Source organism: Citricoccus sp. CH26A (genome assembly GCF_000224415.1).
GTDB lineage: Bacteria > Actinomycetota > Actinomycetes > Actinomycetales > Micrococcaceae > Citricoccus.
The window spans coordinates 1-14,173 of record NZ_AFXQ01000007.1 but is presented as its reverse complement, the minus strand read 5'-3'; the positions used below and the strand labels follow the sequence as shown (position 1 = coordinate 14,173).

General features: G+C 71.9%; 13 protein-coding genes. 3 read left to right on the top strand and 10 right to left on the bottom strand.

The window, feature by feature from the left end:
- Positions 1 to 131: 131 nt before the first annotated feature.
- The 9 genes from pcaG to CITRI_RS16550 all read right to left on the bottom strand — a co-directional run bounded on the left by pcaG (position 132) and on the right by CITRI_RS16550 (position 8,760).
- A complete protein-coding gene (pcaG, locus tag CITRI_RS0106060; RefSeq protein WP_010143780.1) occupies positions 132 to 773 on the bottom strand; it encodes a protocatechuate 3,4-dioxygenase subunit alpha in 642 nt (213 codons plus the stop codon).
- Positions 763 to 1,578, bottom strand: a complete 816-nt coding sequence (gene pcaH, locus CITRI_RS0106055; protein ID WP_010143779.1) for a protocatechuate 3,4-dioxygenase subunit beta — start codon at positions 1,576 to 1,578, stop codon at positions 763 to 765. The genes pcaG and pcaH overlap by 11 nt, the downstream gene beginning before the upstream one ends.
- Before the next feature lie 67 nt (positions 1,579 to 1,645).
- On the bottom strand, positions 1,646 to 2,860 hold the full coding sequence (locus tag CITRI_RS0106050) for a 4-hydroxybenzoate 3-monooxygenase (RefSeq protein ID WP_010143778.1): 1,215 nt from the start codon (positions 2,858 to 2,860) through the stop codon (positions 1,646 to 1,648).
- Between the two features lie 149 nt (positions 2,861 to 3,009).
- Entirely contained in the window at positions 3,010 to 3,918 is a 909-nt protein-coding gene (locus tag CITRI_RS0106045; protein WP_010143777.1) for an IclR family transcriptional regulator, read from the bottom strand.
- Positions 3,905 to 4,135 carry a hypothetical protein gene (locus CITRI_RS0106040; protein WP_010143776.1) on the bottom strand — a complete coding sequence of 77 codons (231 nt, stop codon included), beginning with the start codon at positions 4,133 to 4,135 and terminating at the stop codon, positions 3,905 to 3,907. Before CITRI_RS0106040 ends, CITRI_RS0106045 begins: the two co-directional genes overlap by 14 nt.
- An 89-nt stretch (positions 4,136 to 4,224) precedes the next feature.
- Complete coding sequence (gene dapA / locus CITRI_RS16560; RefSeq protein WP_010143775.1) at positions 4,225 to 5,352, bottom strand: 4-hydroxy-tetrahydrodipicolinate synthase; 1,128 nt, start codon at positions 5,350 to 5,352, stop codon at positions 4,225 to 4,227.
- Between the two features lie 798 nt (positions 5,353 to 6,150).
- The gene (locus CITRI_RS16555) at positions 6,151 to 6,963 is read right to left on the bottom strand and encodes an ABC transporter ATP-binding protein (RefSeq protein ID WP_369732107.1); all 813 of its coding nucleotides are present in this window, start codon (positions 6,961 to 6,963) and stop codon (positions 6,151 to 6,153) included.
- Between the two features lie 181 nt (positions 6,964 to 7,144).
- Entirely contained in the window at positions 7,145 to 7,921 is a 777-nt protein-coding gene (locus CITRI_RS0106025; protein WP_010143773.1) for an ABC transporter permease, read from the bottom strand.
- Entirely contained in the window at positions 7,918 to 8,760 is an 843-nt protein-coding gene (locus CITRI_RS16550; protein ID WP_050813612.1) for an ABC transporter permease, read from the bottom strand. Before CITRI_RS16550 ends, CITRI_RS0106025 begins: the two co-directional genes overlap by 4 nt.
- Before the next feature lie 510 nt (positions 8,761 to 9,270).
- Here CITRI_RS16550 and CITRI_RS16540 point away from each other — a divergent pair.
- The 3 genes from CITRI_RS16540 (at position 9,271) to CITRI_RS0106000 (ending at position 13,131) form a co-directional block, all read left to right on the top strand.
- Positions 9,271 to 10,176: a LysR family transcriptional regulator gene (locus CITRI_RS16540; protein WP_050813609.1), complete on the top strand. Its 906-nt coding sequence runs from the start codon at positions 9,271 to 9,273 to the stop codon at positions 10,174 to 10,176.
- Between the two features lie 95 nt (positions 10,177 to 10,271).
- Entirely contained in the window at positions 10,272 to 11,330 is a 1,059-nt protein-coding gene (locus CITRI_RS0106005) for an ABC transporter substrate-binding protein (RefSeq protein ID WP_304412049.1), read from the top strand.
- A 70-nt stretch (positions 11,331 to 11,400) separates the two neighbouring features.
- Complete coding sequence (locus CITRI_RS0106000) at positions 11,401 to 13,131, top strand: thiamine pyrophosphate-binding protein (RefSeq protein ID WP_010143769.1); 1,731 nt, start codon at positions 11,401 to 11,403, stop codon at positions 13,129 to 13,131.
- A gap of 4 nt (positions 13,132 to 13,135) precedes the next feature.
- Here CITRI_RS0106000 and CITRI_RS0105995 read toward each other — a convergent pair.
- Positions 13,136 to 14,173 (bottom strand): dihydrolipoamide acetyltransferase family protein (locus tag CITRI_RS0105995; protein ID WP_010143768.1); only part of this gene is annotated, 1,038 nt, incomplete at its 5' end.

The following is a 14,173-nucleotide window of genomic DNA, read 5'->3' as shown; positions in this document are numbered from 1 at the left end:
AATACCTCGAGCGCATCCGGGCCACCGGGCCCATCGTCAGCGGGGCCGTGCGGTACGTCTCAGCGTCCGGCACCCCGGTGTGGCGGGGTGCCGGACGCTGCCGCCCAGCCGGGCGCCGAGCACGGGGGTGCTCAGGCGTGGTCCGGGTACTCGATGCCCGGGAACTGCAGGAACACGGTCTCCTTCTCGCCCTGCAGGTGCACGTCGAACAGCAGGCTGCCGTCGGCCCGGCGCTCGGCGATCAGGGTGCTGCGGCGGTCCGCGTCCAGGGAGGACAGCAGGGCGTCCTTCTCCAGGGCGGCGGTGTCCTCCGGCAGGTAGATCCGGGTGTGCAGCTTGTTCAGCAGGCCGCGGGCGAAGACCACGAGGTGGATGAAGGGGGCCTTGCCCTCCTCGGTGGGTCCCGGGTTGACGGTGGAGAAGGTGTACGTGCCCACGTTGTCCACGGTGGCCCGGCCCCAGCCGGTGAAGGTCCAGCCGTCACGGACCAGCGAACCGGTCTCCTGCGGGATCTGCCCCTCGGCGTCGGCCTGCCAGATCTCCAGCATGGCGTCCGGGATCGGGTCCCCGTTGCCGTCGTACACGGTGCCGGTCAGGCGCACGGCGTCCGGGCGGGCGGGGTTGACCAGGTGGTTGCCGTCGCGGAAGGGCAGGTGGACCTGATCGTAGCCGTCGGCGTAGCCGAAGAACGGGCCGATGGTCTGGCCCGGGGTCGGCACGAGCCTCTCGTCGCCCGAGCGTGCCGCGTCCAGCTGGTTCTGATCAATGCGCATCGGTGTCGCCCTCCATCCAGGTTCGGTTGCTGCCGCTGAGGACGATGTCCCAGTAGTAGCCGGTGTTCCACTCGTGGGTGGAGACGTTGTGGTCGTAGGTGGCGACCAGCCGGTCGCGGGCCTTCTGGTCGGTGATCGACTGGTAGATCGGGTCCAGGCTGAACAGCGGGTCGCCCGGGAAGTACATCTGGGTGATCATCCGCTGGGTGAAGTCCGTGCCGAACAGCGAGAAGTGGATGTGGGCCGGGCGCCAGGCGTTGTGGTGGTTCTTCCACGGGTACGGGGCCGGCTTGATGGTGGTGAACTCGTAGGAGCCGTCGTCACCGGTGATGGTGCGGCCCACGCCGGTGAAGTTCGGGTCCAGCGGAGCCGGGTGCTGGTCGCGCTTGTGCACGTAGCGGCCGGAGGCGTTGGCCTGCCAGATCTCCACGAGCTGGTTGCGCACCGGGCGGCCGTCGCCGTCCAGGATCTTGCCGCGCACGACGATCCGTTCGCCCAGCGGTTCCCCCTGGCCCTGGATGGTCAGGTCCGACTCCAGGGTGTGCACGTCGCGGTTGCCGAACGCCGGGGACCACAGCTCGATGGTCTCCGGGTCCGCGTGGTGCATGGACTTGGTGGGGTGGCGGTACAGCGAGCTGCGGTACGGCGGGAAGTTCACGCGCGGCTGGGTCTCCCCCGAGGCCGCGTCGTGGATGTCCTGCATCTCCGCGTTGATGGTCTCCTGGGAGTCCTGGGTCGCAGCGGGGTCGAGCACGTGGCTGTTGCTGAAGCTCTCCTCAGCAGGATCATGCTGGTCCTGGCTCACGGGCTGCTCCTTTCGGGTGGGGTTGGTGGAGGTCGGGTGGTTCGGGGGGCCGGGCCGGGGGCGCCGGTCAGGCGTGGGGCCAGCCGGTGTAGGACTCGGCGAGGTACTGCTGACCGTAACGGGACGAGGTGATCGTCTCCAGCTCCCCGAGCGCGCGCTTGGCCTCGAACGGGTTGGCGTCGGCGCGGGTGTGCAGCATGGAGGTCATCCAGTAGGAGAAGTTCTGCGCCTTCCAGACCCGCTTCAGGGCGGTGTCCGCGTAGGCGTCCAGCAGCTCGCGGGAACCAGAGGAGTAGAAGGACTCCAGCGCGTTGAACAGCACCTGCACGTCCGCGAACGCCAGGTTCAGGCCCTTGGCGCCGGTCGGCGGGACGGTGTGCGCGGCGTCGCCGGCCAGGAACATGTTGCCGTGGCGCATGGGCTCGCGGACGAAGGAGCGGAAGTTCAGCACGGTCTTGTCGAAGATCGGGCCGGTCTTCAGCTGCAGGCCGTCCGGGCCGTCCACGCGCTTCTGCAGTTCGGACCAGATGCGGTCGTCCGACCAGTCGTCCACGTTCTCATCCGGGGCGCACTGGAAGTACATCCGCTGGACGGTCTCGGAACGCTGGGAGATGAGGGCGAAACCGTCCGGGGAGTTCGCGTAGATCAACTCCGGGGAGGACTTCGGGGCCTCGGTGAGGATGCCGAACCAGGCGAAGGGGTACTCGATCTTGAAGTCCTTGTGGCCCTGGGCTTCCCCCACCGCACGGCGGCAGAAGGAGCGGGAGCCGTCCGCGCCCACGAGGACGTCGCACTGGATCTCGAACACCTCGTCCGGGTTCGCGCCCTCGGAGATGTCCTTGTAGCGGAACGTCGGGGTGTCCGTCTCCAGGTCGAGGACCTCGATGACCTCGGCCTCGAACCGGACGTCGCCGCCGTCGCGCTTCCGCGCCGCGGCCAGGTCCACGAAGACCTCGTTCTGGGCGTACAGGGTGACGGTGGCGTCCACCAGGTCCGGGAAGTTCAGCGGGTGGGACTCGCCGTTGAACCGCAGGTCGATGCCCTCGTGCTCGTCGCCGACGGTGAGCACGCGGCCGTCCACGCCCGTGTCCGTCAGCATCCGCACCGCCTGCTGCTCGAGGATGCCGGCGCGGTGGGTGTTCTTGATGGTCTCGTGGTCCCGCTTCTCCACGACGACGTTGTCGATGCCCTGCTGGGACAGCAGGTGGGAGAGCAGCAGGCCGGCCGGGCCGCCGCCGACGATACCGACCTTGGTGCGGGTGACTGTGGGGGTTTCTGCCATGCCAACTCCTTCGTTGTACGGACGTTCGGGTCTGGCTCCAGTGTGATCGAGCGAACACCGCCGTGCCGCGTCGATTCTCACCCGGTGAGAATGACGTCGGCGGCCGGTCACCCTCGCGTCCGTCCGCGAGCGCCCCCGGGCAGGCCCCGCTACTCGCGGGGCACCTCGACGGGGGGATGGTCGGGGTGGATCCGATCCGCCCGGGGCAGCTCGTCCTGTGGACCCAGCGCCCTGCTGATGCCGCGGGCGGCTGCCAGCAGCATGGGGGCCAGTCCGGGCCGGAACTCCGAGGTCCGGGGCACCACCACGCCCAGGGCGGCGATCGTCTGGCCCTCCGGGGAGAGCACCGGGACGGCCACGCCGGTGGCCTCCGAGTCGATCTGCCCGTCCACCGACGCCCAGCCCTGGCGGCGGACCTCGGCCAGCAGGGCCCGCAACTCCGGCGCCGTGGGGTTGACGACACCCCGGGCGGACCCGCGCAGCGTCCCGCCGGCGGGGCCGGGCCGGGCCGCCGAGGAGGCGGCGCCGTCGTGCCACGTCTCCGCCAGGGGCAGGCCGAGCTCCGCGGCGTGCTCGGCCAGGAACGACTCGGCGACGTGCCGGCGGGCGAAGGCCAGCAGCACCAGCCCCAGCGCCGTGGTGAAGGTGGGCAGCCGGCCGGCGATGGTGGCCTGGTTCGGCACCGCGCCGCGGGCGGAGAGCCGTTCCAGGACGAGCACCCCGGCGGGGTCCAGGACGGCGATCTGGGTGTGCTGGCGCAGCACCGCCTGGACGTCGTCCATGTAGGGCATCGCGGCCCGGCGCAGCGAGGTGCCCGGGGAGGACCGGGAGGCCAGCTCCCACAGCCTCATCCCGGGCCCGACGGCGCCGCCCTCCCCGCGCTCCAGCAGTCCCGCCGCGGTGAGCCGGTCCACCCACCGGTAGGCGGTGGGCAGGGGGATGTCCGCCCGGCGGGCCAGGGCGGCGACGGAGAGGGTGGGACGGTCGGCGTCGAAGGCACCGAGGATCCGGATCAACCGGTCCAGGGTGCTGTCCCGCGGCGTCTCAGCGCTGGACACGGCGGGAGGCCCGGGCCTGGCCCCGGTCGCGGGGACCACCGGAGGCGTCCGGGAGCGGGGCGGACTCCCCGGCCATGCGCCACCGGTGTTCGCGGACGGGGTCCTCGAGGCCGGTCCGGGGCGGCGCCGGGGGGTGTCCGAGGCCGGGCAGGAGCCTCGAGCGCTCGGCGTAGAGCGCTCGGCCAGCCTCGTCGCGGGTCACCGGATCGTGCGTCACAGCTCAATTATGGACCCGGGCGGGGCGGGACCCGGGCGGGGCGGCCGAGGTGGGTCACGATGCCTCCCCTCGCGGGTCCGCCGTGGGCGTCAGTGTGCTCCCATGCGAACCGGGGAGGCCTTCCGGGCGCCGGTGGTCCTCGCCGCACGGGCGGGCCGGGGCGGGTCCTTCGGAGCACGGGGCGTGGGGACGCCGAGCTCCGTGACCGTGGCCACCAGGTCCAGCCGGATGTCTCGGTACTGGTCCTCCGTCAGGTCCACCAGGGGCAGCCGGACCGAACCGCCCGGCAGGCCCAGCGCGCGCAGGGCCGCCTTGGCCGAGGCCGCGGCCGGGGCGCGGAGCATCCCGGTACAGATCGGCAGCAGCTGGCGGTGCAGGGCGAGTGCCTCGGCGTTGCGGCCCTCGTCGTGCAGGCGCAGCAGCGTCTGCAACCGGTCGCCCACCACGTGCCCGGCCACGGACACGAAGCCGGTGGCGCCCACGGACAGCCAGGGCAGGTTGAGCATGTCGTCTCCGGAATAGAAGGCCAGCCCGGAGGTGCGCATGATCGAGGACGCCGCGCCGAGGTCTCCCGTGGCGTCCATGACGGCGATGATCTGCGGGTGCTGGGCGGCGTCCCGGAGGGTCTCCGGTTCGAGGTCCACCCCGACGCGCCCCGGGTTGTCGTAGAGCATCACCGGCAGCGGGGTGGCATCCGCGATCGCCCGGAAGTGCTCGAGCAGCCCGGACTGGCTGGGGCGGGAGTAGTAGGGCGCCGCGACGAGCAGTCCGTCGGCCCCCGCCTCGTGCGCCGCGACCGCCAGCCGGATGCTGTGGGCGGTGTTGCCGGAGCCGACCCCGGCGATGACCTTCCGGCCGGTCCCGGACACGGCCCGGCGGGCCGCCACGATCATGCGCCGCTTCTCCGCGTCGTCCGTGGCACTGGACTCACCGGTCGCGCCGTTGACCAGCACACCGTCGTTCCAGCCGTCGCGGGTCAGCCGGCCCACCAGTTGCTCGGCGGCCGTCGCGTCCATCTTCCCGGCCGCGTCGAAGGGGGTGACCATCGTGGTGATGACGCGGCCGAAGGCGGCCACGGCGGCGCTGCCGGCCGGGGCGCAGCCGGGGCGCTGCCCGGGGTGGGACGTGCCCCCGGGCCGGCCGGCGGGCTGGGCCGCGGCCGGGAGGATGGCCGGGATGCCGGGGACGGCGTGGTCTGGGCGGTCGGTTGTGCTCACGGATGGTCTTCCTGCTCTGCCCCCCGTGGCCCCCCGGCGGTCCGGAGGGAGTTTCCGGGACCGGGGGGCTGAGACAGGACGGCTGCACTCGGATGGCGGATCATGCCGGCTCGACCGGGACATTCGGATAGGTCGCGCTGCTGAGATCCTTGAGATCACGCTAAGGTCTCCGTCCGGCCAGCGGTACACCCGGTTACCACCAGCCTCCCGCGGGCCCCAGGGTCCGCCGACTCTCAGGCCCTACTCGATGCCGGTGGAGCGAGGGGCCGTACGGCCTCCCGCGACGGCCCTCCTGCCCTGTCAGCAGCGGCCGTGACGATCGAGTATTGACTTCCGGCAACGCTCTGCTAGGTGCGTACGCCGTCGCGATCCGCCGCTCCGGTTCACCCAGTGTTCACCTGCAATATCCTGCAGCGGCGGTTATCGTGCCCCCGTCATCGTGGACCACATGAACCTCCCCCGCCCGCGGACGCGAGGCATGCGCATCGGCAATCCCGGGCACGGGAACCGAACGGGGCGCTGACACGGGCCGATGAACCGCACGCCGTGGACGGTGGCGGCGGGGAGCGCACGGTCCGGTGCCGCACTGACCGGATGCACCCCCCGACCGGCCGGCCGCCGCCACGTCCGCGTCACCGGCCCCGCCGCGGACAGCCCCCGCGTCGACCTGACGGTCACGGGCCCGGGCGGGAGGTCCCATCGGTCCCCGGAGACGACCGTGCGGGCAGCCTCCCCCAGGCCGCGACCGGCGGCACGAGGGGGGGCTGCCCGCACGTCGACGGGAGCGGCGGGGTTCGCCTACTTGGCGAGGGCGTCCTCGGGGCGGAAGCCCTTCTTCGCCAGCTGGATCTGCTCGTAGACGTGGTGGCGCAGTTCGGAGAAGCGCTGCGAGGACCGGGTCTCGAGCTGGTCGCGCTCCTCCGGCAGGTCGATCAGCACGTCCTGCTGGATCACGGTCGGCGAGGAGGACAGGATGATGACGCGCTCGCCCAGGTAGACGGACTCGTCGATGTCGTGGGTGACGAACAGGACCGAGACGCCCAGCTGCTTCCACACGCTGCGGACCAGGTCCTCGAGGTCGGCACGGGTCTGGGCGTCGACGGCGGCGAACGGCTCGTCCATCAGCAGCACCTCGGGCTGGTAGGCCACGGCGCGGGCGATGGCCACGCGCTGCTGCATGCCGCCGGAGAGCTGCCACGGGTAGGACTTCGGCACGTGGGCCAGGCCCACCGCCTCCAGCGCGTTGTCCACGAGCTCGTCCCTCTTGGCCTTGTCCACGCCCTGGTTCTTCAGCGGCAGCTCCACGTTGTCCCGCACCCGCATCCACGGGAACAGGGACCGGCCGTACTCCTGGAACACCACGGCCATGGACTTCGGCGGGCCGGTGACCTTCTTGCCGTGCAGGGTGACCTCTCCGGCGGTGGGTGCCAGCAGGCCGGAGATGCACTTGAGCAGCGTGGTCTTGCCGGAGCCGGAGGGGCCCACCAGGCAGGCCAGCTGGCCCTGGGGCAGGTCGAAGGTGAGGTTCCGGACAGCCTCGATGTCACCGCCGTCGGTGTGGTAGACCTTCTTCAGGTTGCGCACGGCCAGCATGGCCTCGCCGTCCGGCATGGTCTTGCCCACGGTGAGCAGGCCGTCGGGGGTCTCGGCCACGCCACCCTGCGAGGAGACGGTGCCTTCGGTGGAGATCTGGTCCGGGGTCATGTCCTCGGTCCCTTCCTGGGTGGGGATGGTCGGTTCGGAAGCGGGGATGCCGGCGGCGCGGTGGTCGCCGGCGGGGGCGGAGTGCGGATCAGGCTGCATTCTCGATCTCCCTCAGGCCGTGGTACCAGCGCAGCACGACGCGCTCGACGAGCTGGAAGACGAAGGACAACAGCACGCCGATGATGCCCAGCAGCACGATGCCGGACCACATCTCCGGGATCGCGAAGGACCGCTGGAACTGCACGATGGTGAAGCCCAGGCCGGAGGACGCGGCGAACATCTCGGAGATGACCATCAGGATCAGCGCGATGGACAGCGACTGGCGGATGCCGGCCATGATCTGCGGCATCGCCGAGGGCAGGATCAGGTAGCGGACCCGGTTGAAGCCCTTGATGCCGTAGGTGTGCGTGGTGTCCGAGAGGACCTCGTCCATGGCGCGCACGCCCTCGATCGTGTTCAGCAGGATCGGCCAGACGGCGCCGGCGATGATCACCGCGACCTTCATGTCGTCGCCGATGCCGATCAGCAGCATCAGGACGGGGATCAGGACCGTGGGCGGGATGGCCCGGAAGAACTCCATGGTCGGCTCCAGCAGTGCCCGCAGCCAGCGGACCGAGCCGATGAGCAGTCCGCCGACCATGCCGATGACGATCGAGCCGAGGATGCCCCAGAACAGCCGGACCAGGGACGGGAAGACGTCGGTGGTCATCCGGTCCCAGGTCCAGGTCTCCACGAAGGTCTCGGCCAGCAGCGCCGGGGTGGGGACGAAGAAGTTCTTCTCGCCGAACGCGGTGGCGAGGTACCAGAGGACCAGCAGGATGACCGGCAGGCCGACGATGTACAGGAGGGACTTGAGGGTTTTCACTTGACGACCTCCGTACGCACCGAGGAGTGCCAGGACAGCACGCGCCGCTCGATCACGCGCATGACGATGTTGATGAGGACGCCGAGCATGCCGGTCGCCAGGATGAGGGCGTACATGGCCACGTAGGAGCCGCCGGACTGGGCCTTGGCGATCTCCGCGCCCAGGCCCGGGGTGCCGATGATCAGCTGGGCGGTGATCGCCAGGATCAGTGCGACGGCGGCGGCCAGGCGGACGCCCGTCATCAGGTAAGGCAGGGTGGTCGGGAAGATGACGTACCGCAGGCGGGCCAGCGGGCCCAGGCCGTAGGACCGTGCGGTGTTCATGGCCACGTTGTCCACGTCGGCCACGCCGTAGAGGACCTGGATGAGGACCTGCCAGAAGGAGGCGTAGACGATCAGCAGCAACGCGGACTGGATGCTCACGCCGTAGAGCAGCACCGCGAGCGGGATCAGGGCCACCGACGGCACCGGACGCAGGAACTCGATGGTCGAGTTCGTGAACCGGCGCAGGAACGTCGAGGAGCCGATGATGAACCCGAGCACCGTGGCGGCCGTGACGGCGATGACCATGCCGAGGAACCACTGCAGCATCGTGTCCCCGACGGCCTCCCAGAAGGCGGCCAGCCCGAAGTTGCGGAACAGGTCCGCGATCGCGGCCGAGGCCGGGGGCAGGTAGGTCGGGTTGACCACGCCGGTCCGGGACAGCAGTTCCCACGTCAGCAGGAAGCCGAGCAGGCCCGCCACGCCGAGCAACCGGGTGCCCCAGCCCCGCCGGGCCCGGCGCCGGGCCCGGCCCGGGCCGGAGCTCGTCCTGGACCCGGTGGCACCGGACTGCGCCACGGAGGTGGGCGGTGCGGCCGGGTCCGGGCGGGTGGGGATGTCAAGGGCGGCGACGGTGGCCGCGTCGACGTGCCGGCGGGTGTCACCCCGCCGCTGGTCGGGCCGGGCGGCGGCCTCGAGGCGGTGCAACCGCTCGATCTCCGTCTCCCGCCGGGGGTCCTCGGACGCGTGCGGGCCGCGCGGGCCCGGTGCGCCGGTTGGCGTCTGGTCAGTCATCGCTCGAGGTGCTCCGCTCGTGACAGGGGGTTGTCATGCCGTGGGTCTCCGGGAGGTCGGTGGCCTCCGGTGTGATGCGCCCCACAGCCTGAGTCAAGACTAGACACTCGACCTCGGTAGTTCAAGGTGTCAATGATTCCGACTTCCAACGGATTGGCGGCGTCCACCCAGGGCTCGCACCGGCCCGGGGCGGCCCCTGCGGACGTGACGCGGACCGCGCACGGGCGGTCGGCAGAATGGTCCCATGAACAGGCCCTCCACCATGAGTCGCCGCAGGGCGTGCCCGGACCCGGCATGCTCGACCTGAACCTGGTCCGGGTGCTCGCCGCCGTGATCGAGGAGGGGACCCTCACGGCCGCAGCGGACCGGCTGAACCTCACCCAGCCCTCGATCACCCACGCGGTGAACCGGCTCCGGCGCCTCACGGGTGATGACCTGTTCCGCCGGTCGGGACGCGGCGTCCGGCCCACCCGGGTGGCGCTGCAGCTCTACGCCGAACTGGGGCACCTGCCCCGGGATGCCGACGCCGCCCTCGCCCGGCTCACCGTCTTCGACCCCTCCACCGCCGCGCCCACGTTCCGGGCGGCCATGACCGACCTGGGACAGGCCGCCTTCCTGCCCGCCCTGTCCGCCATGCTGGAGCGGGCGGCCCCGCACGCCCGGCTGGAGGTCCTGCCCCTGGACACGGACACCGCCGCCCGCGACCTGGAGGCCGGGGACATCGACCTGGCGATCGCCTCGATCCCCCTGGAGGGCCGGATCCGCTCGACGCCGATCACCCGGGACCGCTACGTGGGGGTCTCGCGCACCGGGCGGTTCGACACCGCCCCCACCCTGGACGCGCTGGCCCGCCTGCCGCGCATCGTGGTCCGGGGGACGACCGGGCACACGATCGTGGAGTCGCGCCTGCCGCCCCCGCCGCCCGGGTCGCTCACCGTGGACGGGTTCTCCGGCATCCCGGCGGTCGTCTCCGGGACGGGCCTGCTCGCCGTCGTCCCGGGCATCGTGGTCCCCGGGTGGACCTCGCGCTGGCCGCTGCACGCATGGGAGCTGCCCCTGGCGGACGTGGAGACCAGCGTGTCCATCCACGCCGCGGCGGGTGGCGCCACGGCCGCCGTGGACTGGTTCGTGGAGCGCGCGGCGGCGGCACTGCAGGACAATCGGCCCGACGCCCTCCAGGCACGGAGGCCGCTCCCATAGACCTCGTCTATGGAAAGGACGGGAAGATATCAGTGGTCCGGGCGGACGCGGTGCGATTCGATGGGGGCACGTCCACCCGACCGAAGGAGTTCGTCATGGGCACCCCCTCGCACCCCACCCGCACCCCGGCCCGGCCCGGGCTGTGGCTGTCCCGCCGCAACCTGCTCCTCACCGGGGCGGCCGCCCTCGTGGCCGGCACCGCCGCGGCCTGCGGCCAGGGCGAACCCGCCGGCGGCGGTGCCACCTCCGGGGCCGCCGCCTCCGGGACGGGGTCCGGGGACGGCGGGCTGCGGGCGGTCTCGGTCGCGGCGATCCCCATCGTGGACGTGGCGCCGCTCCACCTGGCCAAGGAGCAGGGGTTCTTCGAGGAGGCCGGCCTGGACGTCGCCATCGAGGCCACCTCCGGCGGCGCGATCTCGTTCCCCGGCGTCTCCTCCGGGCAGTTCGACTTCGCCTTCGGCAACGTGGTCTCGATGATGGTGGCCCGGTCGCAGGGCATCGGGCTCAAGTTCTTCTGCTCGGGGTCCACCACCACGGGCGAGCCCGGCAACGACAACGTGGCCCTCATCGCCGCCCCGGACTCCGGGTACACGTCGATGACCGACCTGGCGGGCAAGACGCTCTCCTCCAACCAGCTCGCGAACATCGGTGACACCGCCTGCCGCCAGGTCATGGACAAGGCCGGGAGCGACGGCGGCTCGCTGGAGTTCATCGAGATGGCGTTCCCGGACGTCCAGGCGGCGCTGGAGAACGGGCAGCTCGATGCCGGCATCGTCGTCGAGCCCTTCGTCACCCCCGCGCTGAAGGCGGGGATGGTGGCGGTCAGCTGGCCGTACGCCGAGGCCAACCCCGAGCTGGACACCGGCGGGTACTTCGCCAGCGAGGAGACCATCGAGAACGACCCGGACCTCGTGCGCTCCTTCCGGGACGCGCTCGTGCGGGGCCTGGAGTACGCCCAGGCCCATCCGGACGAGGTCCGCCGGATCACCGGCACCTACGCGACGATCGAGCCGGAGGTGCTGGCGGAGATCAGGCTGCCGCGGTTCCGCGCCGAGTTCGACATGGCCGCCCAGGAGGAGCTGGCCGAGACGGCGCGCCGGTACGGGACCGTCACGGGTGAGCTGTCCGTGCCGGACATGTTCGTCGAGCTCTAGGACCGCCCCGGACCACCCCGACCGGCGCCGGCACCCCGGCGCGGTGACACCTGCAGGAAGGACAGTGGCAATGCGAGTAGACGAGGCAGTGGGGACGGTCATCGGCCGGATGGGTGCCCGCAGGATGTTCGGCGTGGTGGGCAGCGGCAACTTCCGCGTGACCAACGCGATGGTCCGGGCCGGCGTGCGGTTCACCGCCTCCCGGCACGAGATGGGGGCGGCGTGCATGGCCGACGCCTATTCCCGTGCCACCGGCGAACTGGCGGTGCTGACCGTCCACCAGGGCTGCGGTTTCTCCAACGCCCTGACCGGCATCGGCGAGGCGGCCAAGGCGCACACCCCGCTGCTCGTCGTCACCGGTGACATCCCCGGGGACCAGCGGCAGAGCAATTTCTGGATCGACCAGGACAAGGTCGCCGAGGGCATGGGTGCCGTCCCGGAGCGCGTCCACTCGGCGGACTCCGCCGTCCGGGACGTCATCCGGGCGGTGACGACGGCGGTCGACCAGCGCCGGACGGTCGTGCTCTCCCTGCCCCTGGACCTGCAGAACGCCGAGATCCCGGAGCGGGACGCCGCGCGCCTGGACCAGGTGGCCCCTCCCTCGGGCCCTCTGCGAGCGGCACCGGCCCCGGAGGCCGTCGAGCAGCTCGCCGGGCTGCTGGCCGGGGCCCGGCGCCCGGTGATCGTCGGCGGCCGCGGTGCGCGCGCCGCCGTCGGGCCCATCCGCCGGCTCGCCGAGGCAGCCGGCGCCCTGCTGACCACCAGCGCGGCGGGCCGGGGCCTGTTCCACGAGGACGAGTGGCACCTGGACGTGATGGGCGGGTTCTCCACGGAGGGAGCGGCCGAGCTGATCGCCGGCGCCGACGTCCTGATCGCGTTCGGCGCGGCGCTGAACCGCTGGACCACCCGGGGCGGGGAGCTGCTGGGACAGGCCACGGTCGTCCAGGTCGACGACCGCGTCGAGGCCTTCGGGTTCCACCACCCGGTGGACGTCGCCGTCCTCGGCGACGCCGCGCTGACGGCCGAGGCCACGACGGCGGCCCTGCAGGCACGCCGCACGGGCGCGGACGGCACCGGAGCGGGCGGTGACGCGGCCGGGGCGGGACCGGGTGCCGCGGCCGGATACCGCACGCCCGAGGTGGCCCGGACGGTGGCCGAGTCGCTGAACTGGTCGGACCAACCCTTCGAGGACACCTCCGAGCCCGTGGTCCCGGGCGAGCCCGGCAGCGGCCGGATCGACCCGCGCACGCTGACGAACGCCCTGGACCGGATGCTGCCGATGGAACGGGTGGTCGTCCCGGACGGCGGCAACTTCAACGCCTATCCCGCCATGCACTTCCGGGTGCCGGACAACGACGGGTACTGCGTGCCGCTGGCGTTCCAGTCCATCGGCCTGGCCCTGTCCAGTGCCATCGGCGCCGCCGTCGCCCTGCCGGGCCGGGTGGCGATCGCCGGCGTCGGCGACGGGGGGTTCATGATGTCCCTCGTGGAGCTGGACACGGCCGTGCGCCTGGGCCTGCCGCTGGTGGTGGTGGTCTACAACGACAACGCCTACGGCGCCGAGGTCCACCACTTCGCCCACGAGACCGACGAGCTGGACACCGTGGTCTTCCCCGAGACGGACATCGCCGCGATCGCCACCGGCTACGGCTGCCAGGCCCTGACGGTGCGGCAGGAGTCGGACCTGGAGCCGGTGCGGGCCTGGGTCGAGGGACCGCGGGACCGGCCGCTGGTGATCGACGCGAAGATCACGTCCTTCCCGTCCTGGGTGCTCGCGCACTCCTTCGAGGCCGGGGAGTAGGGGCTCACTCCAGCAGCAGCGCCGGCTCCTCCATGATGGCGGCGACGTCCGCCATGAAGCGGGCGGAGAGGTCCCCGTCCACCACCCGGTGGTCGAAGGAACCGCCCAGGGTGGTGATCCAGCGGGGGATGACCTCGCCGGACACCACCCACGGCTTCTGCCGGATGGTCCCGAAGGCCACGATGGCGACCTCGCCGCGGTTGATGATCGGGGTGCCGGTGTCGATGCCCAGGGCGCCGATGTTGGTGATCGAGATCGTCCCGTCGGCCATCTCGGCAGGCTGCGTCTTGCCGTCGCGGGCGCGCTTGGCCAGTTCCGTGAGCGCCATCGCCAGTTCCCGCAGGGACAGCTCGTTGGCGTTCTTGATGTTCGGCACCAGCAGCCCGCGCGGGGTGGCGGCGGCGATGCCGAGGTTCATGTAGTGCTTGACGAGGATCTCCTCGTCCGTCCAGGACGCGTTGACGTGCGGGTTGCGCGCCGCGGCCCAGATGACGGCCTTGGCCAGGATCAGCAGCGGCGTGACCTTGATGCCCTCGAACTCGCGGCTGGCCTTGAGCCGCTTGACGAACTCCATGGTCCTGCTGGCGTCCACGTCCACGTAGATGGACACGTGCGGGGCGTCCCGGTAGGACTCGGTCACGGCGGCCGCGGTGGCCTTGCGGACGCCCTTGACCCGGATCCGCTCGGTCCGGCGCTCGTTGTCCCCGGAGTCCGGCATCCAGAACGAGCCCGAGGTCTCGATGTTCGTCTCGCGCTCGGCCAGGTAGTTCTCCACGTCGGTGCGGGTCACCTCGCCGAACTGGCCGGTCGCGCGCACCTGGGTGAGGTCCACGCCGAGCTCCTTGGCGATCCGGCGCACCGGCGGCTTGGCCAGCACCCGCTCGAACAGCCCGGCGGCCTCGGCCTGGCGCTCCCGGCCCGCGGCCACCCAGTTCCCGACGGCGGCCGGCAGCTTCAGGCCCCGGCCCGCCTGGGCGGCGGGTCGCGGGGACGGGGCGGGCTGCGGGGAGGGTGCGGCCGAGGACGCCGGCACGGGGACGGC